Origin of the sequence: Streptomyces fungicidicus (assembly GCF_003665435.1) — a bacterium.
GTDB lineage: Bacteria > Actinomycetota > Actinomycetes > Streptomycetales > Streptomycetaceae > Streptomyces > Streptomyces fungicidicus.
The window spans coordinates 5,827,074-5,852,904 of record NZ_CP023407.1; the positions used below are offsets into that span (position 1 = coordinate 5,827,074).

Annotated in this window: 23 protein-coding genes; 16 read left to right on the top strand and 7 right to left on the bottom strand. The window is 73.7% G+C overall.

All coding sequences use genetic code 11. The annotated features are described in order from the left end of the window. The 3 genes from CNQ36_RS26310 to CNQ36_RS26320 all read left to right on the top strand — a co-directional run bounded on the left by CNQ36_RS26310 (position 1) and on the right by CNQ36_RS26320 (position 2,435). Complete coding sequence (locus CNQ36_RS26310) at positions 1 to 1,608, top strand: MFS transporter (RefSeq protein ID WP_121547793.1); 1,608 nt, start codon at positions 1 to 3, stop codon at positions 1,606 to 1,608. Then, the gene (locus tag CNQ36_RS26315) at positions 1,608 to 2,111 is read left to right on the top strand and encodes a hypothetical protein (protein WP_121547794.1); all 504 of its coding nucleotides are present in this window, start codon (positions 1,608 to 1,610) and stop codon (positions 2,109 to 2,111) included. The genes CNQ36_RS26310 and CNQ36_RS26315 overlap by 1 nt, the downstream gene beginning before the upstream one ends. A gap of 126 nt (positions 2,112 to 2,237) precedes the next feature. Continuing rightward, positions 2,238 to 2,435: a hypothetical protein gene (locus CNQ36_RS26320; protein WP_004923333.1), complete on the top strand. Its 198-nt coding sequence runs from the start codon at positions 2,238 to 2,240 to the stop codon at positions 2,433 to 2,435. 16 nt (positions 2,436 to 2,451) lie between these two features. On the opposite strand, the gene CNQ36_RS26325 is transcribed toward CNQ36_RS26320, so the two are convergent. Next, positions 2,452 to 3,855 carry a DUF2252 domain-containing protein gene (locus CNQ36_RS26325; protein WP_004923330.1) on the bottom strand — a complete coding sequence of 468 codons (1,404 nt, stop codon included), beginning with the start codon at positions 3,853 to 3,855 and terminating at the stop codon, positions 2,452 to 2,454. Positions 3,856 to 3,991: 136 nt separating this feature from the next. Here CNQ36_RS26325 and CNQ36_RS26330 point away from each other — a divergent pair, with 136 nt between their 5' ends. From CNQ36_RS26330 to CNQ36_RS26375, 9 genes are all read left to right on the top strand, one after another. Next, positions 3,992 to 4,657, top strand: coding sequence for an HdeD family acid-resistance protein (locus CNQ36_RS26330; RefSeq protein ID WP_121547795.1), 666 nt, complete (start codon positions 3,992 to 3,994; stop codon positions 4,655 to 4,657). Between the two features lie 408 nt (positions 4,658 to 5,065). Next, positions 5,066 to 5,536 carry an SHOCT domain-containing protein gene (locus tag CNQ36_RS26335; protein WP_121547796.1) on the top strand — a complete coding sequence of 157 codons (471 nt, stop codon included), beginning with the start codon at positions 5,066 to 5,068 and terminating at the stop codon, positions 5,534 to 5,536. Positions 5,537 to 5,589: 53 nt separating this feature from the next. After that, positions 5,590 to 6,042 (top strand): DUF7144 family membrane protein, encoded by a 453-nt coding sequence (locus CNQ36_RS26340; protein ID WP_121547797.1) that lies wholly within the window; start codon positions 5,590 to 5,592, stop codon positions 6,040 to 6,042. Positions 6,043 to 6,314: 272 nt separating this feature from the next. Beyond that, complete coding sequence (locus CNQ36_RS26345; RefSeq protein ID WP_121548604.1) at positions 6,315 to 7,145, top strand: class II glutamine amidotransferase; 831 nt, start codon at positions 6,315 to 6,317, stop codon at positions 7,143 to 7,145. Between the two features lie 267 nt (positions 7,146 to 7,412). Beyond that, a complete protein-coding gene (locus CNQ36_RS26355) occupies positions 7,413 to 8,825 on the top strand; it encodes an RICIN domain-containing protein (RefSeq protein WP_121547799.1) in 1,413 nt (470 codons plus the stop codon). After that, entirely contained in the window at positions 8,822 to 9,883 is a 1,062-nt protein-coding gene (locus CNQ36_RS26360; protein ID WP_121548605.1) for a rhamnogalacturonan acetylesterase, read from the top strand. Before CNQ36_RS26355 ends, CNQ36_RS26360 begins: the two co-directional genes overlap by 4 nt. Positions 9,884 to 9,988: 105 nt before the next feature. After that, positions 9,989 to 10,456, top strand: coding sequence for a hypothetical protein (locus tag CNQ36_RS26365; RefSeq protein ID WP_121547800.1), 468 nt, complete (start codon positions 9,989 to 9,991; stop codon positions 10,454 to 10,456). Continuing rightward, positions 10,453 to 11,232 carry an isocitrate lyase/PEP mutase family protein gene (locus tag CNQ36_RS26370; RefSeq protein WP_121547801.1) on the top strand — a complete coding sequence of 260 codons (780 nt, stop codon included), beginning with the start codon at positions 10,453 to 10,455 and terminating at the stop codon, positions 11,230 to 11,232. Before CNQ36_RS26365 ends, CNQ36_RS26370 begins: the two co-directional genes overlap by 4 nt. A 61-nt stretch (positions 11,233 to 11,293) precedes the next feature. Then, the gene (locus CNQ36_RS26375; RefSeq protein WP_121547802.1) at positions 11,294 to 11,719 is read left to right on the top strand and encodes an NUDIX hydrolase; all 426 of its coding nucleotides are present in this window, start codon (positions 11,294 to 11,296) and stop codon (positions 11,717 to 11,719) included. Here the strand turns inward: CNQ36_RS26375 and CNQ36_RS26380 are convergent. The 3 genes from CNQ36_RS26380 to CNQ36_RS26390 are packed head-to-tail and all read right to left on the bottom strand — an operon-like array spanning position 11,706 to position 14,501. After that, positions 11,706 to 12,449 carry a hypothetical protein gene (locus tag CNQ36_RS26380; RefSeq protein ID WP_121547803.1) on the bottom strand — a complete coding sequence of 248 codons (744 nt, stop codon included), beginning with the start codon at positions 12,447 to 12,449 and terminating at the stop codon, positions 11,706 to 11,708. The two genes, CNQ36_RS26375 and CNQ36_RS26380, sit on opposite strands and share 14 nt — an antisense overlap. 13 nt (positions 12,450 to 12,462) lie before the next feature. After that, positions 12,463 to 13,863, bottom strand: a complete 1,401-nt coding sequence (locus tag CNQ36_RS26385) for a hypothetical protein (protein ID WP_121547804.1) — start codon at positions 13,861 to 13,863, stop codon at positions 12,463 to 12,465. A 59-nt stretch (positions 13,864 to 13,922) separates the two neighbouring features. Beyond that, on the bottom strand, positions 13,923 to 14,501 hold the full coding sequence (locus tag CNQ36_RS26390) for a TetR/AcrR family transcriptional regulator (RefSeq protein ID WP_121547805.1): 579 nt from the start codon (positions 14,499 to 14,501) through the stop codon (positions 13,923 to 13,925). A 176-nt stretch (positions 14,502 to 14,677) separates the two neighbouring features. On the opposite strand from CNQ36_RS26390, the gene CNQ36_RS26395 reads away from it, so the two are divergent. Beyond that, entirely contained in the window at positions 14,678 to 16,396 is a 1,719-nt protein-coding gene (locus CNQ36_RS26395) for a PHP domain-containing protein (RefSeq protein ID WP_121547806.1), read from the top strand. Then, on the top strand, positions 16,393 to 16,902 hold the full coding sequence (locus CNQ36_RS26400) for a hypothetical protein (RefSeq protein WP_121547807.1): 510 nt from the start codon (positions 16,393 to 16,395) through the stop codon (positions 16,900 to 16,902). Before CNQ36_RS26395 ends, CNQ36_RS26400 begins: the two co-directional genes overlap by 4 nt. Positions 16,903 to 16,906: 4 nt before the next feature. Here the strand turns inward: CNQ36_RS26400 and CNQ36_RS26405 are convergent, their stop codons facing one another. From CNQ36_RS26405 to CNQ36_RS26415, 3 genes are all read right to left on the bottom strand, one after another. After that, positions 16,907 to 19,792 (bottom strand): glycoside hydrolase family 2 TIM barrel-domain containing protein, encoded by a 2,886-nt coding sequence (locus CNQ36_RS26405; RefSeq protein WP_121547808.1) that lies wholly within the window; start codon positions 19,790 to 19,792, stop codon positions 16,907 to 16,909. A 58-nt stretch (positions 19,793 to 19,850) separates the two neighbouring features. Beyond that, positions 19,851 to 21,077, bottom strand: coding sequence for an ROK family transcriptional regulator (locus CNQ36_RS26410; RefSeq protein WP_121547809.1), 1,227 nt, complete (start codon positions 21,075 to 21,077; stop codon positions 19,851 to 19,853). Between the two features lie 121 nt (positions 21,078 to 21,198). Continuing rightward, positions 21,199 to 22,452 (bottom strand): FAD-binding protein, encoded by a 1,254-nt coding sequence (locus CNQ36_RS26415; protein ID WP_121547810.1) that lies wholly within the window; start codon positions 22,450 to 22,452, stop codon positions 21,199 to 21,201. A gap of 156 nt (positions 22,453 to 22,608) precedes the next feature. Here CNQ36_RS26415 and CNQ36_RS26420 point away from each other — a divergent pair, with 156 nt between their 5' ends. Both CNQ36_RS26420 and CNQ36_RS26425 read left to right on the top strand, forming a co-directional pair. Then, a complete protein-coding gene (locus CNQ36_RS26420) occupies positions 22,609 to 23,931 on the top strand; it encodes a radical SAM protein (RefSeq protein WP_004923274.1) in 1,323 nt (440 codons plus the stop codon). 226 nt (positions 23,932 to 24,157) lie between these two features. Next, positions 24,158 to 25,642, top strand: coding sequence for a cellulose-binding domain-containing protein (locus tag CNQ36_RS26425; RefSeq protein WP_121547811.1), 1,485 nt, complete (start codon positions 24,158 to 24,160; stop codon positions 25,640 to 25,642). The last annotated feature ends 189 nt before the right edge of the window (positions 25,643 to 25,831 follow it).

A 25,831-nucleotide genomic window follows, 5' to 3' on the forward strand; every position in this document is an offset into this window, starting at 1 on the left:
GTGAAACACTGGAGGGCGCTGGCCGTCCTGGGGGCCGCGCAGTTCCTGATGGTCCTCGACACGTCGGTCATGAACGTCTCCGTCAGCCGGCTGGTCGACGACTTCGACACCGAGGTCACCGCCATCCAGGCCGTCATCACGCTGTACGCGCTGGTCATGGCGGCCTTCATGATCATCGGCGGGCGGCTCGGGGACATCCTCGGACGGCGGCGCGTCTTCCTCGGCGGTCTCGCCGTGTACGCCACCGGCTCGGCGATCACCGCCGTCGCGCCCACCCTGTGGGTGCTGGTGCTCGGCTGGTCGGTCATCGAGGGACTCGGCGCCGCGCTGGTGCTGCCCGCGATGGCGGCCCTCGTCGCCGAGTCCTACCGGGGCCGGGACCGGGCCGTCGCGTACGGCGTCGTCGGCGGACTGGCCGGGGCCGGGATCGCCGTCGGCCCGCTGCTGGGCGGCTGGGTGACGACGTACCTCACCTGGCGGCTGGTCTTCGCGGGAGAGGTCGTCGTCGTCCTGGCCGTCCTCCTCCTGCGCGGAGCGATCACCGAGTCACCGAGGGCCCGGACGCGCCCCCGGCTGGACGTGGTCGGCGCCGTGCTCTCCGCGGCGGGCCTGGCGCTGGGGGTGCTCGGCGTGCTGCAGAGCGGCACCTGGGGCTGGGTGCAGCCGCGCAATCCGCCCTTCACCGTCCTCGGCTTCGCGCCGACCCTGTTCGTGATCGGCGCAGGCGTGGCCGTGCTCGCGGCCTTCCGCCGGTGGGAGCGGCGCCGCGACGAGCGGGGCGACGACCCGCTGGTGCACCTCTCCCTGCTGCGCCGGCCCGCGCTGCGCTCCGGCCTGATGTCGCTGGTGAGCCAGAACCTGATCCTGCTGGGACTCTTCTTCACGATCCCGCTGTACCTCCAGGTCGTCCAGGGGTTCGACGCCTTCGAGACGGGACTCAGACTGCTGCCGGTGTCCGCCACGATGCTGGTGACCTCGCTGGGCGCCGCCCGGCTCGGACGTCTGGCCGGGCCGCGCCGGGTCGTCCGGCTGGCGCTGCTCACCGTCACGGCGTCCGTCGTGTGGCTGCTGGCCACCATCGACCCGGTCATCGACGACGCCCAGTTCGCCGGGGCGATGGCCCTGCTCGGCGTGGGCATGGGCCTGTTCGCCTCACAGCTCGGAAACGTCGTGCAGTCCAGCGCGGAGGAGAACGAACGCAGCGAGGCCGGCGGACTCCAGTACACGGCGCAGAACCTGGGCTCCGCCCTCGGCACCGCGCTGATCGGCTCGCTGCTCATCGGCTCCCTCGCCCAGGCATTCACCTCCCACGTGGAGGACGACGCACGGCTGTCGCAGGAGGCGCGGCAGCAGGTCGGCGTCGCCCTGGAGGCCGGAGTCACCTTCGTCCCCACCGACCAGGTGCGTGCGGCGGCCACCCGCGCCGGACTGCCACCGGAGGAGGTGGACGCCGTGACGGACTCCTACGCGTCGGCGCAGCTCGACGGGCTCAAGGCGGCGATCCTCGCCACCGGCGGGATCACCCTGGCGAGCTTCCTGGTCACACCCCACCTGCCCGGACGCCCCCGGCCCGACGGGCAGGACGCGGCAGGGCGGCGGAGGCCGTGATGCCCGGCACCGAGCCCCCTACCGCGGAGCGCCGCGCCCACGCCGACTACACCGGCGGCGTCTACGGGTCCATGCTCGCCGCGTCGGTCGTCGTCGGGGCCGGCACGCTCGGCTCGTTCCCGCGGCTGGAGCTGGTGCTGCTGCTGTTGCTCACCGGGCTGGTCTTCTGGATCGCCCATGTGCACGCGCTGCTGTTCGGGGAGCGGCTGGCCAGGCGGCGCCCGGACCGGCAGGCCGTGCTGCACGTGTGCCGGGAGGAATGGCCGATCGTGAAGGCCGCCGTGCCGCCCGCGGCCGCCGTGGCGGTCAGCCCGCTGCTGGGGCTCGGCCTCCAGGGCGCCGTGTGGTTCGCGCTGGCCGTCGCCGTGGCCGGGCAGGTGGGCTGGTCGGCGGCGGCGGCCCGGCGGGCGGGCGCCACCTGGCGTCTGATGGCCGTGTCGGCGTCGGTGAACCTGGTGCTCGGCCTGGTGATCGTCTCGTGCAAGCTCTGGCTGAAGCGCTGAACCGGGCGGCCCGGCAGGCGGTCCCGCCTCTCACCTGTACGGGGTGAGCCGGGCCGGCGGGCGGAGGCGGGACGATCGGAGTCACAGGCGCGGCCCGCCCGTCCCAGGCCACCCGGGGAGCAGCTCATGCGCTACGAGATCCGCGTCGACGGGCATCTCTCGGAACCGCTGATCAAGGTATTTCCCGAACTCGACCATGTGACGATGTCGGGTCAGACGCTGCTGTTCGGACACGTCGTCGACGAGGCGCACCTGTACGGGCTGCTGGCCCGCTGCCAGTCCCTGGGGCTGCGGGTGGTGGAGATGCGCCAGGTGCCGGAGTGAGCGCCCGGGCGGCGCGTCACGGGCTCTCGGCGCGCACCCTGCCGGAGCGGACGGCGTCGCCCAGCGCCGCGAAGTCCCGCTCGTTGCGGTCCGCGTAGTCCTGCGCGAACCCGGTGAGCGCACGGTCGAAGCGGTCGCCGCCGCCCAGGTAGGCGGCGATGGCGACCGGATCGCCGGACCGGGCGTGGGCCCGCGCCAGACTCGCCCCGCACACCTGTGCGAACAGTCGCAGCAGTGCCGGATCCATGGTCTCCGGCCGGGCGATGCCCTTCCAGTCGCGCAGCTGCCGCACGTAGAAGTCCCGGGGGCGGCCGTCGAGGCCCACGGCGTGCGTCCAGCCGAGCAGGATGTCGCTGGTGGTCTGGATCAGCCGCTGCCCGTCCACCACCCGGCGGCCCTGGTTGTCGAAGCGCTCCCCGTCCGTGTGCGGGGCGAGCACCGACTCCTGGGCCTCCTTGGCCTGCAGCAGCAGGGGATCGTCGTCGTCCCGGCCGAGCAGCAGCACGATCCAGCACCGGGTGCCGACGCTGCCGACGCCCACCACCTTGCGGGCCACGTCGACCAGGCGGTAGCGCCCCAGCAGATGGCGGCGCTCCGACGACAGCGAGCGCGCGTACCCGTCGAGGACCGTGCGCAGGGTCTTCTCCTCGGCCGAGGGGTCGTCCAGCAGGTCGTCCAGGGGCGTGATCAGCGGCGGGTCCGGTGCGATGCGCCGCCCGCCGTCCGTGACGCGGGTCAGCTTCCCGAAGGCCTGCAGATACGTGCGGGACCGGGCACGCCGGGTCGCCTCCTCGGTACGGCGGCGCTCCCCCCGGTTCATCGACGACGCCATCAGCTCGCGCAGCCGGTCGGCGTCGTCCTGGGCGTACCAGATGTCGAGGGTGCGCATCCCCGCGAACTCCCGCATCCGCCGGCGGTACGCCTCCACGCAGGCGCGCACCGCGCCGTCCTGCTCCTTCACCGGGAAGCCGTTCGCCCGGCCGGCGATAGCGAAGCTCGCCGCGAGCCGCTTGACGTCCCACTCGAAGGGGCCGGTGTACGTCTCGTCGAAGTCGTTGATGTCGAACACCAGGTGGCGCTCCGGGGAGGCCAGCAGACGGAAGTTGAGCAGATGGGCGTCACCGCACAGCTGCACGGTCAGACCGGTGTCCGGGAGCGGCCCGAGATCGGCCGCCATGATCGCCGCCGCTCCCCGGTAGAAGCGGAAGGGCGCCTCGAGCATCCGGCCGTAGCGGATCGGCACCAGCTCGGGCAGCCGGGTCGCGGACTGCCGTTCGAGCACGTCGACGGGGTCGGGCCGCCCCGGTGCCGGCTCGAACCGGCCGTGGGAGGACCGCGGCGCACGGCTGCGCGCGTTCCTGCCCCCGGCGGCCCGCTCCGCCGGGGTGGGGGAGGCGTCGAAGGGGTTCCGTACTGCCATCGCTGACTCCCGCCTGCGCCGTCGGACGACGACGTGCTCGCCGTCCATCCCACCGCGCCCGCGCGGCCGGGGGATCACCCCTCGGGGGTGAGCCGGTGGCGGGCGGCCGGCGGGACGCTGTCCGGAAGGAGGAGCCATGGCTGTGACACGTGGACCGGCACACGGTGCCGGAGGGGAGCACACGCCCGGCGGCGCCGCGCCCGGCCGGCCGGGCGTGCCCGTCGAGGCACTCGCGGCACTCGGGCGTTCGTGGCAGTGGATGCTCGGCTCCGCCGTCGTCACCTTCGTGCCGGGCATCATCGTGCTGGTCTGGCCGGAGGCCACGCTGCACGTCCTCGCGGTCCTCATCGGCCTGTACCTGCTGGCGACCGGGGCGTTCCGGTTCGTCGGCGTGTTCGGGCGGGAGGACCAGGGCGAGCGGCTGCCCGGGCTGCTGCTGGCGGTGCTGTTCGTCCTGGCCGGGGTGCTGTGTCTGCGCAACCCGCTGCAGACCGTCGCCGCCCTGTCCCTCATCGTCGGGGTCGTCTGGCTGGTGTCCGGGATGCTCACCCTCTTCACGGCCGTCGCCGCGCGGGACCTGCCGCACCGCGGCGTCGTCCTGGGCGCGGCGGTGCTCGCCGTGGTCGCGGGCATCGTCGTCCTGGCCATGCCCGCGGAGTCGGCCCGGGCGCTGACCCGGCTGCTCGGCCTCTGGCTGGTCCTCCTCGGACTGGTCGAGGCAGCGGTCGCCCTGGGCTGGCGAGCCGCCCTCCTGAAGTCGGGCCTTACGGGCCGGGCCCACGACCCGACAGCGCCGGTCTGAGCCGCCCGGCCGGGACCGCTTGAGCCTCGCGGCGGGGCCGGCCGGCCTCAGTCGGCTGAGAAAGCCGACGGGCCGGGAGTGTCCGGCCAGGACGGGCGGGCCGAGACACCCGGTCGCAGGCGGGCTGAGCCGCGCGGCCAGGTCTGGCCGAGACACCCGGCTGAGTTCGGTCGGGACACCCGGACAGGTCCCGGGAGACCGGCGAGCGCCGGCCCGACGCCTCAGCCCGGCGGGCCTGGCCGACGCACCCCCGGCGGGGCTTGGCCGAGCCCTCCGGAATGCCCCCAGGCAGCCGACGGGGGCGGGGGAGTTCACCCGTGTGGGGTGAGGTGGTGGGGGCGCGTCGCGGAGACGCTGAAGCGGAGCACAACGGAGCGTCGGGCACGACGGCCCGGGACGGAGGAAGAGATGAGTGGGAAGACCTACCTCGCGTACGACTATCCGCTGCTGGGCGCCTTCCTGAGCATGCTGGTGTTCTTCCTGTGGATCATGTGGATCATCCTGCTCTTCCGGGTCGTCGTGGACATCTTCCGCGACGACGGGCTGAGCGGCTGGGCCAAGACCGGCTGGCTGGTGTTCACCATCGTCCTGCCCTTCCTGGGCGTGTTCGTCTACGTGATCGCCCGGGGCAAGAACATGGGCCGTCGCGAGATCACCCAGGCCCGGCAGCAGCAGGAGGCGTTCGACAGCTACATCCGCGAGACCGCCAAGGGCGCCGGGGGCGGCACCAGCAGCGTCGACGAACTCGCCCGGCTGTCCGAGATCAAGGCACGCGGCGACATCTCCGACGACGAGTTCCGCAGGGCGAAGGAACTGGTCCTGACCGGCCACGGTCCGAAGGAGCACCACGGCCCGTACGCGTCGTCCGCAGGACGCTGACCGGCTGACCGACTGACCGGCCGACCCCCACGACACGGAATCGAGGCATCGGAATGACCGCCACTCACCCGGGACACGGCGCGGCGCGCGGCGCGAGCGGCGCACACGCGCCGGCGGCCAGGCTGCACTGGGCCGAAGGCCTCACGGTCTTCGCCGCCGTCACGCTCATGATCGTGTCCGTGCTCGACATCTTCCGGGGCGTCATGGGCATCGCCCAGGACGACGTCTTCGTCACGACGCCCGACTACGTCTTCCGGTTCGACCTCACCGCGTGGGGCTGGACCCACCTGGTGCTCGGCGCCGTCGGGGTGCTGGTCAGCCTCGGGCTGGTCCGGGACTCCCTGTGGGCCCGCGTGGCGGGCGTGACGATCGCCGGGTTCATCATCATCGCCAACTTCCTCTCCCTGCCGTACTACCCGGTCTGGTCCGTCGTGATGATCGCCTTCTCCGGGTTCGTCATCTGGGCGCTGTGCGTGGCGCGTTCGCCCGGCCGCGCCGAGCGCTGAGCCCTGTTCCGTGACGACCGCCGGCCGTGGAGGCGCGGGGTGGGCCCGACCGGCCCTCCTCGCCCTCGCGGCCGGCGTCCTCGTGCCGCTCCCGGCGCCTCCGTGCTCTGCGGGATCCGGGGCGCTGCGGGTACGCGTCCCGCGCGCCGTGCGGGGTACGCGGTGGGGGACCGGCGCCCCCGACCGGCTGCGGGTGACCAGGCTCGCTCGGGGACGGCAGGACGACGGTCCGTGACCCGCGCGTCGCGGCCGTGACCGGGAAGGCGGTGGACATGTGCCGGTGGCTCGCCTATTCGGGCACTCCGATCCTCCTCGACAACATCCTCTACAAGCCCGCCCACTCACTCATCGACCAGAGCCTGCACGCCAAGATGGGCGTCGAGACCACCAACGGTGACGGGTTCGGCGTGGGCTGGTACGTGGGGGACAAGGACAGTCCCGCCGTCGTCCGGGACATCGGGCCGGCCTGGAGCGACCGCAACCTGCGGGAGATCGCCGGGCACGTCGTCTCCCCGCTCTTCTTCGGCCACATCCGGGCATCCACCGGCACGGCGGTGCAGCAGACCAACTGCCATCCGTTCCGGCACGGCCACTGGATGTGGATGCACAACGGGGCGATCGAGGACTTCCACCTGCTCCGGCGCGATCTCGCGCTGGCCGTCGAACCGTCCCTGTTCCCGTACGTCGAGGGGTCCACGGACTCCGAGATGATGTTCTACCTGTCGCTCACCCTCGGCCTGGAGAAGGACCCGCCCGGCGCCGTCGCCCGGATGGCCGGACTGGTGGAGCGCGTCGGCCACGAGCACGGCGTGGAGTTCCCGCTCCAGATGACGGTCGCGGTGACCGACGGCGTGAGCCTGTGGGCGTTCCGCTACTCCAGCCGCAAGGAGTCGCGTTCGCTCTTCTACAGCACCCGGGTGGAGACGCTCCGCTCCCTCCACCCGGACGTGGCATTCCTCCAGGAGATCACCGGCGACGCCCGCCTCATCGTCTCCGAACCCCTGGGCGACCTCCCCGGCGCCTGGAACGCGGTCCCGGAGGGCACGTACGGCGTGGTGCGGCCCGAGGGCGACGAGATGCACACCTTCACGCCGGTGACGTGAGCATCGGCAACCGTCCGTCGCGCCGTACCCGTTGACCTCTCCGCGGCTCACCCTTACGTTTTCGGCGTTCGTCATGCCAGATGGCGTGCGAAATGTCGAACGCATCGCCTGTCCTATCTCCCCCACGAGAGGCAGACCGCATGAGCCGCGCCGCCGACCCGCCCGCCCCGTACGTGCACCCGCCCGTCGCAACAGCGCCGACCCGCACATCACCCGGCGCACACCGACGGCTTCCCGTGGCCGACACGGCGGGGCGGGGGGCGTGACATGAGACGTGCGTACGCATTGCTGATCGCCCTCTGTCTCGCGCTCGCCGGCGCGGTCGTGACCGCGGGACCCGCACAGGCCGCCCCGCAGACCATCCCCAACGGCGTCCAGTTCACCGACCCTTCGGGAAACCCCGTGCACGCCCACGGCGGCGGCGTCCTCAAGGTCGGCGCCGCCTACTACTGGTTCGGCGAGCACCGCAACGCCGACAACACCTTCCGCTCCGTGGACGCCTACCGCTCCACCGACCTGAAGAACTGGGAGTTCCGCAACCACGTCCTCACCGAGGACAGCCACCCGGAACTCGCCACCGCCAACATCGAGCGGCCCAAGGTCATGTACAACGCCTCCACCGGCCGGTTCGTGATGTGGATGCACAAGGAGAACGGCAGCGACTACGCCGAGGCCCGCGCCGCCGTCGCCGTCTCCGCCACCGTGGACGGCGACTACACCTGGCGCGGCAGCTTCCGGCCGCTGGGGCAGCACATGTCCCGCGACATCACCGTCTTCACGGACACCGACGGCGCCGGCTACATGGTCTCCGCCGCCCGCGAGAACTACGACCTGCACATCTACCGGCTCACCGCCGACTACACCGGCGTCGCGAGCCTGGTCGCCAACCCCTGGCCCGGCGGACACCGGGAGGCCCCGGCCCTGTTCAAGCGCGACGGCGTCTACTTCATGCTGACCTCGGGCGCCACCGGCTGGAGCCCCAACCAGCAGCGGTACGCCACCGCCACCAGCCTCTCCGGCCCCTGGTCGGCGATGCGCGACGTCGGCGACTCCACCGCCTACGGCTCCCAGACCGCGTACGTCCTGCCGGTGCAGGGCACTTCCGGCACCGCGTACCTGTACCTGGGCGACCGCTGGGGCAACTCCTTCGGCGGAACCGTCAACGACTCCCGGTACGTGTGGCTGCCGCTCACCTTCCCCACGAACACGTCGATGTCCCTGTCCTGGACGCCCGAGCTCACCGTCGACACGGCCGCCGGGACGGTCGCCGGCACCGGTGCCGCGTACGAGACCCTGACCGCCCGGCACAGCGGCAGGTGCGCCGACGTGACCGGCCAGTCGCTCTGGCAGGGCGCCCAGGTCAAGCAGTACGACTGCAACGGCGGCACCAACCAGAGGTACTGGTTCAAGCCCGTCGGCGGCGGCCACCACCAACTGGTGGTCCGCAACAGCAGCCTGTGCCTGCGGGAGAACGCGAGCACGGTCACCCAGGAGGACTGCGACGCCTCCGCGACCGCCCAGCAGTGGTCGGTCACCGCCACGGGCTCCTACCTGAACGTGAGGTCCCGCGCCACCGGCGAGTGTCTGGACGTGAACGGCGGCTCCACCGCCAACTCGGCGGCGATCATCACGTACACCTGCAACGAAGGAACCAACCAGCAGTGGACACGCGGGACATGAGACAGCGCCGCACGCACCTCCGGACCGCCGTGACGGCGGCCGTGGCGCTGGGCATCGGCCTGTCGGCCGCACCGGCCCAGGCGCGCACCCCCACGCGCCCGCCCGCCCCCGGCATCGAGAACTGCACGGCCACCGCCTGCCACTTCGACCTGCCGCCCGGCACGTACGACGTACGGGTCACCCTCGGCGGCGACCTGGCGTCCAGCACCGCCATCGGCGGCGAGACCCGGCGCGCCCTTCTCCCCGAGACCGCCGCACCGGCCGGCGGGCGGACCGTCCGCGGCTTCACCGTAAACGTCCGCACACCCGAGGGCGAACCCCTCGGCGCGCAGGGCACACCGGGACTCGACCTCACCCTCGGCGGAACCGCGCCCGCGCTCGCCGGCATCCGGGTCACCCCGGCCCGGCACGCCCGGCAGATCCTCCTGGTCGGCGACTCCACCGTCTGCGACCAGCCGGGCGACCCGTACTCCGGCTGGGGCCAGCGACTGCCCCAGTACCTGCGCGAGGGGCTGTCCGTGGCCAACTACGCCGATTCCGGGGAGAGTACGGTCAGCTATCTCGGGAACCCGCTCCTCTGGGACGCCGTCCGGCCACTGATCCGGCGCGGTGACCTCGTCCTGATCCAACTCGCCCACAACGACAAGACCACGGACGGGCCGGCCTACCGGGCCAACCTCGAGGCCCTGGTGGCGGGCGTGCGGGAGCGGGGCGGCGAACCGGTCCTGGTGACCCCGGTCGTGAGGCGCTGGTTCAACACCGACGGCACCCTGGACAACGACACCGCCCTGCTGGTCAACGGACTCGGCGTCGACCACCCGGCCGTCATCCGCTCCGTCGCGGCCGACCGGGACGTCCCGCTGATCGACCTCACGGCGCGGACGAAGGAACTCGTCGAATCCCTGGGCGTGGAGGGCTCCAAGGCCCTCTACCTCCACAACGAGAAACGGGACAACACGCACACCTCCGTGCACGGCGCCACCGTGTACGCGGACCTGGTCCGTGAGGAACTGCTGAACCTGCGTCTGGTGCCGAAGGGCTCAGTCAGGGTGGAATGAACCCCTGGGGCGCTCCGTCCGGAACCGGGGCGCCCCAGGCCCGCCCGGCCCCGGTGCCCGGACGGTTCGGCCGGCGCCGAAGCGTCCGGCTCCTAGCGTTGTCGCATGACCGAGAGCACCCCGAACCCCGCCCCCGCCCCCTCCGCCGCCGTCACCGGCATGGTCGACCACGTCCTCGCGCTGGCCGCCACCTGGACCCGCTGGGACGGGGAACCGGCGCACGCCGACGAGCGCGTGTACACCCCGCACAAGGCGGTCCGCCGGGTCGCCGACCACATGGTCGACCACCTCGCGGAGATGGAGGCCCGCCTCGCCGGTGAGCAGCCGCAGCCCGACCACTGGCACGCGTCCCTCGTCACCACCGACGCCGACCTCGCCCCGTTCACCGAGCAGGACCTCGACGAGGCCCGCAGCCGCCTCACCCGGCTCGCCCGCATCTGGGCCAACCGCCTCGACGCGCTCACCGCAGAGCAGCTCGACCACTCACCCGGCGCCGGCTGGAGCTTCCGCGAACTCGCCCACCACCTGCAGGAGTCCGTCTACTACGCCGACGCCGTAGGAGACCTGTCGTGAGCGACTTCGCCGGCCTGCACCACGCGGACGGCCCGCTGCTGCTGCCCAACGCCTGGGACCACGCCTCCGCGCTCGCCCTCGCCGCCCACGGCTTCCCGGCGGTCGGCACCACCAGCCTGGCCGTCGCGGCGGCGGCCGGGCTGCCCGACGGGGAGGGCGCCACCCGCCGGGAGACGCTGCGGCTCGCCCGCACCCTCGGCCCGGAGCCGTTCCTGCTCTCCGTGGACGCGGAGGGCGGCTTCGCCGACGACCCCGACGAGGTGGCCGAACTGGCCCGGGAGCTGTACGCGCTGGGCGCCGCGGGCATCAACCTGGAGGACGGACTGGGGCCCGTCGACCGGCACACGGCGAAGATCGCCGCCGTGCGGGCGGCGGCCCCCGGCCTCTTCGTGAACGCCCGCACCGACACGTACTGGCTCGGCGACGGCGAGGGCACCACGGAGCGCGCCCTGGCCTACCGGGACGCGGGCGCGCACGGCGTGTTCGTCCCCGGCCTCACCGAGCCCCGCCGGACCGCCGCACTGGTGTCCGCCCTGGACGGCGTCCCCCTCAACGTCCTCTACTCCCCGGCCGGTCCCTCCGTCCCCCGCCTCGCCGACCTCGGCGTCCGCCGGATCAGCCTCGGCTCGCTGCTGTACCGGCGGGCCCTGGGCGCGGCGGTGGAGACCGCGGCCGCGATCCGGGCGGGCCGGAAACCGGAGGGAACGGCACCGTCGTACGAGGAGATCCAGAGGCTCGGCGGACGCACCGGGGAGGGACGATCCTGGTACGGTTGACGCTTTCGCGGGTATCAGACCCTTTGGACTCATCTCCGGCGAGGCGAGGGACCGAGGAACCATGGACATGGACATCCCCGGCGAGAAACGGCTGGCGGCCGCGGTCGTGAGGGACGACGAGGGGCGGGTGCTCCTGGTGCGCCGCAGCGCGACGGAGAGATTCCTGCCCCGGGTGTGGGGGGTCCCCTGCGGCAAGCTGGAACCCGGCGAGGACGCCCGCGACGGCGCCCTGCGCGAGCTGAAGGAGGAGACCGGCCTGCTCGGCGAGATCGTGCGCAAGGCCGGCGAGTCGTCCTTCCTCAGCGAGTACCGGGGGCAGGAGACCAAGAACTGGCAGGAGAACTTCCTGGTCCGCCCGCTGACCGACCGGGTCACGCTGCCCTGTCCCGACCAGGTCCACGCCTGGCTGCACCCGTCCGAGCTGACCGGCGTCGACATCGACGACTACAACCTCGACGTCGTACGCCAGGCCCTCACGGACTGCTGAGCAGCTCCGCCAGCCCGCGCAGCGCTGCCAGGTAACCCGGCACGTCGAGCGGCTGCTTGGGCACCGCGCCCGCGTGCGGTCCCGCCGCCGTGAACACATCGGTGTGCCGCCGCCGTTCGGCACCCGTCTCCAGGAACAGCGTCACCGTGGGCTCCCGCGTGTCGCACCAGGCACGGTGCAGCGTGTGGGCGGGCAGGGCGTAGGTGCTGCCCGCCGCGTACCGGCCGGTGTGGGACAGCCGCAGCCGGGCCGGACCCGCCGGGGTCAGCAGCCAGTCGGCCGAGCCCTCCGCCAGGGACTCCTCGTACCGGGTCGCCCCGAAGGACCTCCCCGCCCCGGCGTCGCCGTCGCCGGCCGCCTCGTACAGCTCCATGCACAGCCGCCCCCGCACGATGTGCGAGGCCAGCGCCGAACGGTGGTTGTGGATGTCCTCCCTGCCGGTGCCGCCCGCGCCCGCGTGCCACAGATGGACGCGCAGCATGTGACGCCCACCGGCGTCGACCAGCAACAGCTTGTCGAAGCCCAGCACATGCCGGTACGACAGCCGGGCGAGGCGCTCCGTGTCGCCCTCGCCGCCCGCCAGTTCGTCGACCAGCTCGCGCAGCCTCCCGGGCGCCCCCAACTCCGCGACCACCCCGCCCGCCGCCGCCACCAGGTCCCGCTCGGACGGCCCGCCGTCCAGCGCCCCCGTCAGCAAGCGCTCCGCCGCCGACACCCGCCGACCGCCCATGCGTCCCGTCCCCTCATCGCCGGTCGTCCGGCCGGTACGTCCACCGGGCGTGCGCCCGCAACGCCGACAGACCCTGATACGTCATCCACATCGGGTGCCGCAGCCCGGTGCCGTCGCCCCGGTTCCAGGACCAGATCCCGTCCTGCTGCCCCGCCCACACCGCGGCGGCCGCCCCGTCCACCAGCTCCCGCCACGTCTCCTCCAGGCCGTCCTGCCGGGCGACCTCCAGCGCGCCCCGGGAGAGCAGGGCACGCACGACCCAGGTGGCCGTGAAGTGCCGTACGTGCAGCACCTCGTGGCGCGCCGGGTCGTCCGGGCGGGGCCGGCGCACCTCCTCGCGCAGGTTCTCCAGGTCCGCGCAGGAGTGGTGCGGGGCGTCGGGGCAGGACAGCAGCCAGCGCACGCCGTCCTCACGGGCGGCGCGCACGCCCGCGCTCTCGCCCAGGACCCGTGCGGCCCGCTCCAGGGCCACCACCGCCTGCGCCGTGTGCAGCGGGCACGGCGGCCCGTGCGGCGGGTCCAGCCGGTAGCCCCAGCAGCGCAGATGGTCCCGGCCGGGGTCGCTGACCGCGCCGTCCACCAGGGCCTCGCGCAGCCGCGGCAGCGCGTCGCCGCCGGGCGCGGCGCGCAGCAGTCCGCGCAGCACCGTTGTCACCACGTGCGTCGACTCCCGCCCGGCCCGGTCGAGTTCACGGGTGAACGCCCGCGCGCAGCGGTCCGCCTCCTCGGTGAGTCGCTCCGGCGGGACGCCCGCCCGGGCCAGCGCGCCCAGCACCAGCGCGGTCACCTCCGGCCGGGGCCGGGCCCCCTGGGACCGTGCCGACCAGCCGCCGCCCGGGAGCCGCAGCCGCCACAGGGTGTCGACCAGTTCGCCGGGCGCCAGCCGGCCGTCGGTCATCCCCAGGTCGAGCATGGTCTGCAGCCCGTACGCCGTGCCGACGGACGTGGGCCGTGCGGGACTGCTCTCGCCCAGCGAGTGCGACCAGCCGGTGAGCCGTCCCCGGTCCGGGTCGTCGACCACCGACACCTGCGCGACCAGGGTGCCGTACGCCGACGCGAAGACCTCCGGGAGCGGGCCGGGCGCGCCGCCCGCTCCGTCCCCCGGCGCGACGGCCGTCCGGGCGGACCCGGCGGCCCTGGCCCGCACCAGCGCCGCCGCCAGCCACGCGGCGAGCGCCGTGCCGGCCCCGCTGACCGAGGAGACCAGGTACTTCGCCGCCTCCCCGCTCAGCGAGGCGGGCAGCAACTGGAACAGGAACTGGAACACCCCGTACCCGGCCGCCAGGCACCCGAGCCCGCCGAGCCACCCCACGAACCGCACGGGCCGGGACGCCCCGCCGTCCGGGCCGCCGGCGGGCGGCGGACCGGGGCGCACGGGTCTCAGCGGATCGCGCCCCAGGCGTTGGTGCGACAAGGAGCGCTCCCTCCCCGGGCGACGGCACACGGATTCCCCGAAGACACCATCCTAGGTGGTCAACGCAGCTGTTCCCGGGGCCAGTTCACCAGGGCGACATGCAGGGCCTCGACGGCCCTGTCCCAGGAGGCCCCGAGATCGCGGGGATCGCCGAAGGCGCCGGCGGACTCCAGCGCGCAGTACCCGTGCAAGGTGCTGCGCAGCAGGCGCACCGCGTCGGTGAGATCGGGCTCCTCGAGACCGTAGGAGCGGAGCATGCCGTAGGTGATCTCGGCGGTGCGGCGCAGCGCGGGGGAGTCGGTGACCAGCGCCTGGTCCAGGGGGAGCTGGGTGGCCGCGTAGCGGCCCGGACGGGTGAGGGCGTACTCCCGGTAGGCACCCGCGAAGGCGGCCAGCGCGTCCCTGCCGCTCCGCCCGTCGACCGCGGCCGCGATCCGGTCGATCATCTCGCCGCCCGCCAGCAGCGCCATCCGGGTACGCAGGTCGCGCAGACCGCGCACATGCGCGTACAGGCTCGCGTCCTTCACACCGAAACGCCGGGCCAGCGCCGACAGGGTGACGTTCTCGTAGCCCGCCTCGTCGGCCATGTCGGCGGCCGCCGCGACGAGACGGTCGGTGGTGAGGCCGGCGCGCGGGATGAAGACCTCCGAATATCCGGGGGAGGGGCGAGCGGCCAGCTTACCGAGGGGGTGTGAGCGAGCCGCCGTGTCGGGGGCATGTGCCGCTCATCCGTGGGTCGTCCCGCGTTCACACGCCGCCCCGAGCATCCACAGGCGGGCGGCGTGACAGCGCCGCGGCGACGAGGAGGCACTTCATGGGGCACGGGCACGCACACGGACACCCTCACCACCACGACCACGGGCACGACCACGGGACGACGGCCCCGCTGCCCGCCGCGTTCGACACCTCCGTGCCCGACGAGGCGCTGAACCCCGCGCAGCGGTCCCGCCGTACGCTGCTGCGCCGGGCCGGGCTGCTCGGCGCGGGCCTGGCGGCCGGCACCGTGCTCTCCACGGACGCCGCCGCCCAGCCCGCGCCCGCGCCCGCGACGGGCGGCAGCCGCGGCAAGGGCGGCGGCAAGGGCTTCCTGTGGCTCGCCGGCGACCACCACATCCACACCCAGTACAGCAGCGACGGCAAGTACCGGGTCGTCGACCAGGTACGCCAGGGTGCCCGGCACGGCATGGACTGGCTGGTCATCACCGACCACGGCAGCGCCAACCACGCCAGGATCGGGGTGGAGAAGGTCAACCCGGACATCAGGGCGGCCCGCGCCGCCCACGAGGACACCCTCGTCTTCCAGGGCCTGGAGTGGAACATCCCGGCCGCCGAGCACGGCACCGTCTTCGTGCACCCCGGCCGCAATGAGGTCTCCGTCCTCAAGCAGTTCGAGACCGACTACGACGGCGGCGTCAAGGGCGCCACCGACTCCACCCCGGCCAACGAGGCCCTCGCCGTGGCCGGCCTCGGCTTCCTCGCCGAACAGGTCAGACGGCGCAAGGTCGAGGACGCCCTGATGCTCGCCAACCACCCCGCGCGCAAGGGCATCGACTCCCCGCACGAGATCCGCGCCTGGCGCGACGCCACCGACGGGGACCGGCGGATCGCCGTCGGCTTCGAGGGCGCCCCGGGCCACCAGGCGGGCGGCCTGCCCAAGCCCCTCGGCCCGGGCGGGGCCCGCGGCATCTACGACGCCGGCCCGGGCGCCAACTCCTTCGCCGGCTACCCGCTGGAGAGCTACCGCACCTGGGGCGGCTTCGACTGGATGACCGCCACCGTCGGCGGCCTCTGGGACAGCCTCCTCGCCGAGGGCCGGCCCTGGTGGATCACCGCCAACTCCGACTCCCACCAGGTGTACGGCGACACCGGCGCCCGGGGCGGCGGCGACTTCGCCGCCGACGGCCGCTACGACGACCCCGTCTACGCCGGACAGATCGACATCACCCAGAACGACTACTGGCCCGGCCAGTACAGCCGCACCCACGTCGGCGCCGACGGCTTCTCCTACGCCGCCGTCATGGACGGCATCCGCGCCGGACGCATCTGGGTCGACCACGGACAGCTCATCAGCGGCCTCGACGTCCGGGTCTCCGGCGGCAGCCGCTGGGCCACCCTCGGCGGCGCCCTGCACGTGCGCAAGGGCACCAAGGTCACGCTGACCGCCGACATCGCGCTCGCCGGCGGCCCCAACTGGGCCGGGTTCACCCCGAAGCTCGACCGCGTGGACGTCATCCAGGGCGACGTCACCGGGCCGGTCGCCGACAAGGACACCTTCACCGCCCCCACGGCCAGGGTCGCCCGGTCGTACGACATCGCCAAGTCGGCCGGCACCGTCCGCGTCACCTTCGAACTCGGCCGCGTCGACCGCCCGCTGTACGTCCGGCTGCGCGGCACCGACGGCAACCGGACCGCCGTCGGCGCGATGGGCGCGAAGGCCGACCCGGCGGGCCCCGCCCTCGACGTCGTCGGCGACGCCGACCCGTGGCGCGACCTGTGGTTCTACTCGAACCCGGTGTGGGTCCTGCCGTCGTGACGCCCTACGCCCTCACCGTGGACGCCGGCGTCAGGGACGTGCTCGACGCCGACCGCCTGCTGCACCGGATGGCCGCCCGACTCGCGCTCCCCGAGGACGTGTTCGGCTGCACCCATCTGGTGCGCGGCGACCGGCCGCGCGTCGCGGTGTCGCTGGCCCTGCCCTCGCGGCCGCTCCCGGACACCCTGCGGGAGCGGCTCGCGGAGTACGGAACCGTCACCCCGGGGCTGCCCGACGCGGTGGGGCGCGCGGTGCTCTACCCGGGCGTCCCGTCGCTCACCGGCACGATGACGGTCGCGGAGCTTCTGGCCGGCTCCGCGATCGCCCGTGTGACGGTCCTGGGCGCACCCGGGCCGCCCGGCCCGGACACCCGGATGGTGACCCGTGACCATGTGCGGCCGCAGTGGCAGCGGGACGAACTCGTCCTCGCCGCCACCCCGGCCCCGGGCGGCGCCCTCGTGCCGTTCGAGGCCCCGGACCCCACCCCCTGCTGCGCGGACCACTGAACGGTCAGCCGCGCGGCCGGTCGCCCGGCTCAGAGAAGACGAAAGAGAACTCCGCCGGCTCGGGCCACAGGTAGTACCGGGGAAGCGGGCCCGGGCCGCAGGACTGGGACCCGATGCCGTGCTGCCGGTGGTCGAGGTTGACCCAGACCGTGCCGTCCGGGACGAGGTCGGTGCGGTGCCGGGCGGCGTCCAGGTGCTCGGTCGTCCACGGCCTGGCCGTGAACCAGAACTCCGGTTCGCCGTCCACCCGGAGGCCGCCCGTCTCCGCCCAGCGCACGTCGGCGCGGGCGCCGTTCTCCTGGGGGCGGACGTAGGGCGTCTGGAGCTCCCCGACGCGCGCGTCCCACTGCAGGTCCCTGGACGCGGCCCGGGTGTCCGGATACGCCTCGCCCCCGCCGCCGAACCAGCGCACAGAGTCCTCGGCGGTGGCCCCGGGGAGCCCGAAGCGGATGCCGAGCCGGGGCAGCGGAACCTGCCAGTCGCCGTCCGGCACCACCGAGACGGTCAGCCGCACCCGACCGCCGTCGGACGTCCAGCGGTAGGCCGTCCGCAGGCCCGCCTCCCGGCCGGCCGGCGCCACCCGGGTCCGTACGGTCAGCGCGTCACCGTCCGCCTCGACCGCCTCCAGCCGGTGCCGCATGCGGTGCAGGCCCAGTTCGCGCCAGAGCGGCCCGTACCGGGTGTCCGTCTGCCAGCTCGCCCCGTCGTCGTTGTCGGTGGTCGCCCGCCACACGTCCAGGCGCAGATCCCGTACCGGCACACCGCAGAGCGTGCGCGGCGCTCCGGTCCGGGCGTCGAACACCGCCGGACCCAGCGTGATCCGGTCGCCGTCGACGGCGGGCCGCGCGCCGGTCGCCGCCGGCAGCGGGGCGCGGCGGGTCACCGTCCCCTGGGCCCAGGCCACTTCATGGCCCCTGCCGGCCCACGGAGTGTCCTCGGCGAGCACCGCCCGCACGGTCCACTGCACCTCCGCGCCCCCGCCGTCCGGGGCCGCGGGCAGCTTCACCTCCGCCGACTCACCGGGCGCCGGCGACGGCACGGCGAGCCGGCGCTCCTCCGTCGGCAGGCCGTCCACCTGGTGGGAGAACACGAACTCCAGCGGGGACAGGTCCGCGAAGTCGTACCTGTTGGTCACCCGTACGGTGCCGTCGGCGTCGCCGGGCTCGATCCGGACCGGCTCGATCACCTTCTTGTACTCGATCAGCCCCGGTGAGGGCGTGCGGTCCGGGAAGACCAGCCCGTCGCAGACGAAGTTGCCGTCGTGCAGCTCCTCCCCGAAGTCACCGCCGTAGGCGTAGCCCAGCGCGGGATGCTCCACGCCGTGATCGATCCACTCCCAGACGAAACCGCCCTGGAGCCGGTCGTACGACTCGAACAGCCGTTGGTAGTCGGCGAGTCCGCCGGGTCCGTTGCCCATGGCGTGCCCGTACTCGCAGAGGATGAGCGGCAGGCCGCGCCTGCGGTGGGTGCCGCCGTCCAGGCCCTCGCCGGCCCGCTCTACCTCGGCGTGCGGCAGGTACATCCGCGAGTACACGTCCGTGTCCCGGCAGCCGAAGTCGCCCTCGTAGTGCACCGGGCGGGAAGGGTCCCGGCCGTGGATCCAGTCGGCCATCGCGGTCAGTCCGCGCCCGGTGCCCGCCTCGTTGCCGAGGGACCACATCACCACCGACGGATGGTTCTTGTCCCGCTCGACCATGCGGGCGGCCCGGTCGAGCAGGGCGGGCGTCCAGCGGTCGTCGTCGACGGGGTTGTCCCGCCAGTCCTGCTCGACGAAGCCGTGGGTCTCCAGGTCGCACTCGTCGATCACCCACAGCCCGTACTCGTCGCACAGTGCGAGGAAGGCCGGGTGCGGGGGGTAGTGGGAGGTGCGGACGGCGTTGACGTTGTGCCGCTTCATCAGCAGCACGTCCTCGCGCATCGTGGCGAGGTCCAGCGCGCGGCCCCGGCGCGGATGCCACTCGTGCCGGTTGACGCCCTTGAAGAGCAGCGGCGTCCCGTTCACCTTGATCACGCCGTCGTCCAGCGCGACCGTGCGGAAGCCGATCCGCAGCGGGACGCGTTCCCCCGCCGTGGCCAGCACCCCGTCGTACAGCCGGGGCGTCTCCGCGGTCCACGGCTCGACCGGCAGCGTCACCGGTTCGCCGGCCGCCACGTCGACGCCCAGTTCCGGCACGGTCACCCGGGCCCCGGCCGCGGAGTCGACGCGCAGCGTGCCCTCGCCGGTGACGTGGTCGTAGTCGGCGTGCACGAAGAAGTCGCCGGCGGCGCCGTCCGGGCGGTGCAGCAGGGTCACGTCACGGAAGATGCCGGGCAGCCACCACTGGTCCTGGTCCTCCAGGTACGAGCCCGCCGACCACTGGTGAACCCGTACCGCGAGGACGTTCCCGGCCGGCTTCAGCAGTGCCCCGACCGCGAACTCGTGCGGCAGCCGCGATCCCTTGAACTCCCCGATGTCCGTGCCGTTCAGCCACACCCGGGCGCAGGACTCCACCCCGTCGAAGCGGAGCACGGCCGTGCCGTCGGCCGGCCAGTCGCCGGGCAGGTCGAAGAGGCGCAAGTGGTCGCCGGTCGGGTTCTCGGTGGGGACGTGCGGCGGGTCGACGGGGAACGGGTAGAGGTGGTTGGTGTAGACGGGCGCGCCGTGGCCCTGGAGCACCCAGTGGCCGGGCACGGTCACCTCCGCCCAGTCCCCGGCGTCGAAGCCGGGCTCGGCGAACGAGTCGTCCTCGGCGTCGGCGGTCTCCGACACCCGCAGGCGCCAACCGCCGTTCAGGGACAGGGACGCCGCGTCCGAGGACGCGTACCAGGCACGCGGGGGCAGGGTCCCGCGGCCGGGCGACACGTCCTCGACGTAGCCGGTCGAGCCGCTTGCCGGGGTGCGCGATGACATGGGGACGAAGTCCTTTCGCAGAGTGGTGGCCTCTTCGTGGGCCGTGACGCGCCGGGAACTACCGCGGGCCGCCCACGGCGTGCCTCCCGGCGCCCTTCCCGGCCGGCTGCAGCGCGCCCTCCAGCGCGAACGTCGCCGCTCCCAGGCACACCGGATCGGTCGGGATCGGGGAGAGGACGATCCGGGCGGCGGCCAGCGGGCGGCGCAGCGCGTGCCGGGTGACGGCCGCGCGCACCTCGTCGAGCAGCGGCTCGCCGAACGCGGCCGCGACCCAGCTGCTGAGCACGACCACCTCCGGATTGAACAGGTTGATCAGATCGGCGACCCCGGCGCCCAGATAGCGGGCGGTCTCCCGGAGCACCCGCACCGCCACCGGATCGCCCGCCCGTACGCCCGCGGCGAGCGCGTCGACGGTGGCCGTCTGGTCGCCGGGCCGCAGCAGCGGGCTGTCCGGCTGCGCCTCCCGCAGATTGAGCATGATCCCGGGCGCCCCGGTGTACGTCTCCACGCAGCCGTGGTTGCCGCAGTGGCAGGGGCGGCCGTCCAGGACGAGCGTGGTGTGCCCCCATTCGCCGGCGCTGTTGGTCACGCCCCGGTGCACCCCGCCGCCCAGCACCAGCCCGGCGCCCACCCCGGTCCCCAGGTTCACCACCACCGCGTCCCCGTGCCCGCGCGCCGCCCCGGACCACAGCTCGGCCACCGCGCAGGCCCGCAACGGGTTGTCCAGGTAAAGGGGGCAGGCGAGGTGGCCGGCGAGCAGGTCGAGCAACGGGACGTCGTGCCAGTCCCAGTTGGGCGCGTACACGCAGACGCCGGTGTCCCGGTCCACCTGCCCCGGCACGCTCACCCCGGCCCCGAGCACCCGGGCGGCCCCGTCCCCGGCCCGGGCGACCACGGAACCGACCGCCGCGGCCACCCGCCCCGCGACCTGCTCGGGCCGGTCCTCCCCGGGGCCCAGTGCCTCGTCGGCGCGGGCCAGCACGTTCAGCGCCAGGTCGAAGAGCTCGACCCGGACGTAGGTCTCCGCCAGGTCGACGCCGATCAGCGCGCCGCCCGACGTGTTGACGGCCACCAGGCCCCGGGGGCGGCCGCCGGCCGAGTCCTCGAAGCCGACCTCGGTGATCATGCCCAGGGCGAGCAGCTCGCCGACCAGGGTGGCGACGGTGGCGAGACTGAGCCCGGTGGCCGCGGCCAGCTCCTGCCGGGAGGTCGGCGACGCGGCGATGATCTGGCGCAGCACCCGGTAGCGGTTGGCCGTGCGGATGTCCCGCGATGTGCGCTTCACCGAAGCCGCCCCCGTCCCTGCCGGGCCGCCCGGGCACCGGCGCGGCCAGGCTACGCAGCGGGCGGACCTTTCGACAAGGGGTTCGGAAAGGGGGGCGACGAAGTCCGGCCGGTGGCCGGGGTCACTCGCCCAGGACGTCCCGCACGAAGGCGTTGGTGAACTTGCGCCGCGGGTCCAGGTGCTCGACGCAGTTCCGGAAGTCGTCCAGCCGCGGGTAGCGGGCGCGCAGTTCCGCGGCCGGCGTGGTGAACACCTTCCCCCAGTGCGGGCGCGGGTCGAACGGGGCCAGCGCCTCCTCCACCCGCGCCACCACGGGCAGCACCGCCCGGGTGTCCTCGACCCAGGTGAAGTGGACGGCCACCGTGTCCCGCCCGTAGGAGGGGCTGAGCCACTGGCCGTCGGCGGCGACGGTCCGCACCTCGCAGGTCTGCAGCACGGGGGCGACCGTCTCCCGGATCCCGTCCAGGGCGTGCAGCGCGGCGACCGCCGACTCCCGCGGCATCAGGTACTCCGACTGCAGCTCCGCCCCGCTGCTCGGCGTGAACTCCGCCCGGAAGTGCGGCAGCCGCTCGTGCCAGGGTCCCGGCACCCCGAACTGCTCGGTGCAGTTCACGGCGGGCATGCCCGGCACCGGGTGCGTCTTCTCCGTCGCCGGGGCCGCCCGGGCGAAGTCGGGCAGCGGCTGGTCGGTGCGCCGCTTCACCCAGACCTGCCGGAAGCCCGGCGCCCGCCAGTCGGTGAACAGGCTGACGCTGTACGCCGCCGACATCACCGTCTCGAACGCGGCCCGGTCCAGCCCGTCCAGGGGCATCTCGGTGAACACGTGCTGCTCGACCTCGAAGGCCGGCTCCAGGTCCAGGGTGAGCGAGGTGACGACACCGAGCGCGCCCAGCGAGGTGACCGCCCCGCCGAACCGCTCGTCGCCGCGCGCCAGGGTCACCGTGGAACCGTCCGCCGCCACGATCTCCACCGCGCGCACGGACGAGGCCAGCGGCCCGTTGCCGACACCGGAGCCATGGGTGCCGGTGGCGACCGAACCGGCCACCGAGATGTGCGGCAGCGACGCCATGTTCGCCAGCGCCAGCCCGTGCCGGTGCACCTCCCGCGCCAGCTCCGCGTAGCGGACGCCGCCGCCGACCCGTACCGTCCGGGCCGCCGTGTCCACCTCGATCCCGGGGGGCAGCACGTCGAGGGAGAGCAGGACGCCGTCCTCGCCGGGCTCGGCGATCTCGTTGAAGGAGTGCCCGCTGCCCAGTACCCGCACCCGCGGGCTCCCGGCGACCAGATCCCGCAGCGCGTCCATGCCGTGCGGGCGGTGCAGCTCCTTGGCGGCGTACGTGATGTTGCCCGCCCAGTTGGTCACGCTCTCGGTCATCCCTCGTCCTTCCCGGCCGTCGGGGCCGAAAGGTGCCCCCGCCGGAACCTATCCCGGGAGTGACCCACGCCATGTGGGGGGACCCGGCACCCCGGATGCCCCGGCGGGGGCATACCGTGAGGAGTCGTACGTCAGCACCGGGAGGAGAACAACGGGATGGGCAGCCGTACCGCGCTGGTCGAGGATCTGATGGAGCGGTTCCCGCACGTGCCGCGCGAGGCCGTGTTCAAGGAGGACCTGCTGCGCGGCGGTGTGGCCTTCGATCCGTCCGCGCTCAGTGACAACGAGGGCGGTGACGTCAAGCCGAAGTCGTACTTCATCTTCTCCTTCGACCACGGCACCCTGCCCGAGCTGGGCGAGGCCGCGCTGCGGCGCCCGCCGGAGGAGATCATCCTCACGGGCGGCCCCTACGACCTGCGCCGTACGGTCGTGTCGGTGCGCGTGAACCCGGCCTCCCCCTACCGGGTGGCCGCCGACGAGCACGGCATGCTCGGCCTGTACCTCGACGGCAAGCGGATCTCGGACGTCGGCGTGCCGCCCATGCCCGAGTACTACCGGCACACCCTGTCCAACGGGAAGTCGGTGATGGAGGTCGCCCCCACCATCCAGTGGGGATACCTGATCTATCTGACCGTCTTCCGGGTCTGCCAGTACTTCGGCGCCAAGGAGGAGTGCCAGTACTGCGACATCAACCACAACTGGCGCCAGCACAAGGCGGCCGGCCGGCCCTACACCGGGGTGAAGGACGTCGAGGAGGTCCTGGAGGCCCTGGAGATCATCGACCGGTACGACACGGCGAAGGCCTCCACCGCCTACACCCTGACCGGCGGCGCCATCACCAGGACCGTCTCCGGACGCGACGAGGCCGACTTCTACGGCCACTACGCCAAGGCCATCGAGGAGCGCTTCCCCGGCCGCTGGATCGGCAAGGTCGTCGCCCAGGCGCTGCCCAAGGACGACGTGCAGCGCTTCAAGGACTACGGCGTGCAGATCTACCACCCCAACTTCGAGGTGTGGGACGAGTACCTCTTCAAGATGTACTGCCCCGGCAAGGAGCGTTACGTCGGCCGTGACGAGTGGCACCGGCGCATCCTCGACTCCGCCGACGTGTTCGGCGCGCGCAACGTGATCCCCAACTTCGTCGCGGGCGTGGAGATGGCCGAGCCCTTCGGCTTCAAGACCGTCGACGAGGCGATCGCGTCCACCACCGAGGGCCTGCGCTTCTTCATGTCGCAGGGCATCACGCCCCGCTTCACCACCTGGTGCCCCGAGCCGACCACCCCGCTCGGCAAGGCCAACCCGCAGGGCGCGCCGCTGGAGTACCACATCCGGCTGCTCCAGGCGTACCGGCAGACCATGGAGGACTTCGGCCTCTCCTCGCCCCCCGGATACGGTCCGCCCGGACCCGGCCGCGCGGTGTTCTCCGTCAGCTCCTTCATGGACAGCCTCCCGGCGCAGGAGCCCGCCGAGGCGGTCTGAGCCACCGGGGCGCACGCCCCCGCACAGGATTCGGAAGGCCGGAACCGAGACGTTCCGGCCTTCCGTGCGTATTGTCCCTTCGGGGTGTCGCGACGCCGCCACGGAAAGTGAGGGAAGCGCTTGTCAGTTGTGTCGGGGACGTGAAAGGCTCGGCCACTGCCGCGAGGTTTTCCCCAACTCCACAGCCAGTATGGCGAGTTGACCTCGTTCGTGATGCGGGAGACTCATGCCCGACCTGCCGAGCCCCCAGGACGCCACCGAGGCGGCGCTGTTCACCGAGTGCTGGGACGCGGCGCTGTCCTACGCCGACCTGTGCACGGCCGGCTCCGCCGCCGCCGCGGAACTCGCCCGTGAGGCCTTCGAACAGGGCATACGGGAGCTGCGCGCCGCGGAGTCGGCCACCGTCCGCGGCCACGGCCGCCGTTCCGCCCGGCTGCCCCGGATACCCCTGCTGCTGACGGCCGTTCGCAGCACCGCGGCCGCCTGGGAGGAGGCCGGAAAGGGCCACAAGCTCGACCCCGACCTGCGCCTGTGGCTCCACTCCGACCAGGCCGCCCGCTACACCGGCCCGCCACTGGAACGCCCGGTCGCCCTGCGCGGACTGCGCGATCTGCAGCACGCGGACGCCGAACTGCTGTGGCTCGCCGAGGCGGAGGCCCTGCCGCTGCCCCTGGTGGCCCGCCGGCTCGGCCTCGACCCCGCCACCGCGGCCGACGAACTCGCCCAGGTCGGCCGCATGTTCCGGGACCGCTGCCACCGCAACCACCTCGACTCGCCCCTGGACGCCGAGTGCCGCAGCTACGCACGGCTGCTCGACGCCGTCACCCGCTCGCCCGCCGCGGACACCCCCGACGACCTGTCCCGGCACCTCGCCACCTGCCACCCGTGCGCCGAGGCCGCCGCCTGCCTGCGGCTGCACGGCGGGGGACTGCCCGGAGCGCTGGCCGGCGGGGTGATCGGCTGGGGCGGCCTCGCCTACCTGGAACGCCGCCGCCGCGCCGCCGAGGTACGCCTCGGGGCCGGACGCCCCGACCGTGCCGACCCGGACACCGGTGACCCGGCGCACCCCGCCGGCCGGACCCGGATCGCCCGGCACGGCCCGCTGGTCGCCGCCGTCCTGGTGTCCCTGCTCGCGCTCGCCGTCTCACTGATGCCGTTCGGCGGCGACACGGCCGACGACGGCGCCGGACGCGCCGACGCCGACCGGCAGCCGGTGGCCGACCCCGGACCCTCGCTCCCCGCCGCGCCCACCGCCGGCCCCTCCGACACCCCGTCCCCCGAGCCGTCCCGCACGCCCACCCCGGACAGCCCCGCGGACCGGCAGATCCCCGACCCCGAACCGCAGGGCACCTCCTCCGCCACCCCCGCGCCCGAGACCACCGGCCGCGGCGCCCCGGCCGCCTGCCGGGTCGACTACGCCCTGGTCAACCAGTGGCCCGACGGATTCCAGGCCGCCGTCACCGTCACCACCCGGGACCCCCTCGCGTCCTGGCGCGTCGGCTTCACCTTCCCGGACGGCCAGCGGGTCACCCAGACGTGGGACGGCTCGGCGCACCAGGACGGGGCCGCCGTCACCGTCACCGCCGCCGACTACAACAAGTCGGTCGCCGCGGGCGGCAAGCTCGCCTTCGGCTTCCTCGCGTCCTGGAGCGGAGCCAACCGCCCGCCGTCCGGCTTCACCCTCAACGGACGGACGTGCGCGGCCGTGTGACCCCCGGGCCCGGAAAACAAGTTGACGGGCCGGTGCTGCCGCGGGCTACTGTGACGGCAGATCACGCGGTGGCCGCGCGCCACCGCACCGGAACGATCGTGGAGTGAGGAGGTGCCGACCGATGGCTGTCACCGCGCCGGGCGCTGCCCGCATCAGGGAAACCGTCACGTCCACCTCCGTGGCCACCGG

What these genes read in the sequence shown, in the direction of transcription:
- CNQ36_RS26405 (WP_121547808.1), bottom strand. Translation starts at nt 19,792, where the DNA reads ATGTCATCGCGCACCCCGGCAAGCGGCTCGACCGGCTACGTCGAGGAC.
- CNQ36_RS26325 (WP_004923330.1), bottom strand. Translation starts at nt 3,855, where the DNA reads ATGGCAGTACGGAACCCCTTCGACGCCTCCCCCACCCCGGCGGAGCGG.
- CNQ36_RS26375 (WP_121547802.1), top strand. Translation starts at nt 11,294, where the DNA reads ATGGACATGGACATCCCCGGCGAGAAACGGCTGGCGGCCGCGGTCGTG.
- CNQ36_RS26330 (WP_121547795.1), top strand. Translation starts at nt 3,992, where the DNA reads ATGGCTGTGACACGTGGACCGGCACACGGTGCCGGAGGGGAGCACACG.
- CNQ36_RS26420 (WP_004923274.1), top strand. Translation starts at nt 22,609, where the DNA reads ATGGGCAGCCGTACCGCGCTGGTCGAGGATCTGATGGAGCGGTTCCCG.
- CNQ36_RS26380 (WP_121547803.1), bottom strand. Translation starts at nt 12,449, where the DNA reads ATGGGCGGTCGGCGGGTGTCGGCGGCGGAGCGCTTGCTGACGGGGGCG.
- CNQ36_RS26395 (WP_121547806.1), top strand. Translation starts at nt 14,678, where the DNA reads ATGGGGCACGGGCACGCACACGGACACCCTCACCACCACGACCACGGG.
- CNQ36_RS26340 (WP_121547797.1), top strand. Translation starts at nt 5,590, where the DNA reads ATGACCGCCACTCACCCGGGACACGGCGCGGCGCGCGGCGCGAGCGGC.
- CNQ36_RS26345 (WP_121548604.1), top strand. Translation starts at nt 6,315, where the DNA reads ATGTGCCGGTGGCTCGCCTATTCGGGCACTCCGATCCTCCTCGACAAC.
- CNQ36_RS26365 (WP_121547800.1), top strand. Translation starts at nt 9,989, where the DNA reads ATGACCGAGAGCACCCCGAACCCCGCCCCCGCCCCCTCCGCCGCCGTC.
- CNQ36_RS26320 (WP_004923333.1), top strand. Translation starts at nt 2,238, where the DNA reads ATGCGCTACGAGATCCGCGTCGACGGGCATCTCTCGGAACCGCTGATC.
- CNQ36_RS26360 (WP_121548605.1), top strand. Translation starts at nt 8,822, where the DNA reads ATGAGACAGCGCCGCACGCACCTCCGGACCGCCGTGACGGCGGCCGTG.
- CNQ36_RS26415 (WP_121547810.1), bottom strand. Translation starts at nt 22,452, where the DNA reads ATGACCGAGAGCGTGACCAACTGGGCGGGCAACATCACGTACGCCGCC.
- CNQ36_RS26425 (WP_121547811.1), top strand. Translation starts at nt 24,158, where the DNA reads ATGCCCGACCTGCCGAGCCCCCAGGACGCCACCGAGGCGGCGCTGTTC.
- CNQ36_RS26335 (WP_121547796.1), top strand. Translation starts at nt 5,066, where the DNA reads ATGAGTGGGAAGACCTACCTCGCGTACGACTATCCGCTGCTGGGCGCC.
- CNQ36_RS26355 (WP_121547799.1), top strand. Translation starts at nt 7,413, where the DNA reads ATGAGACGTGCGTACGCATTGCTGATCGCCCTCTGTCTCGCGCTCGCC.
- CNQ36_RS26315 (WP_121547794.1), top strand. Translation starts at nt 1,608, where the DNA reads ATGCCCGGCACCGAGCCCCCTACCGCGGAGCGCCGCGCCCACGCCGAC.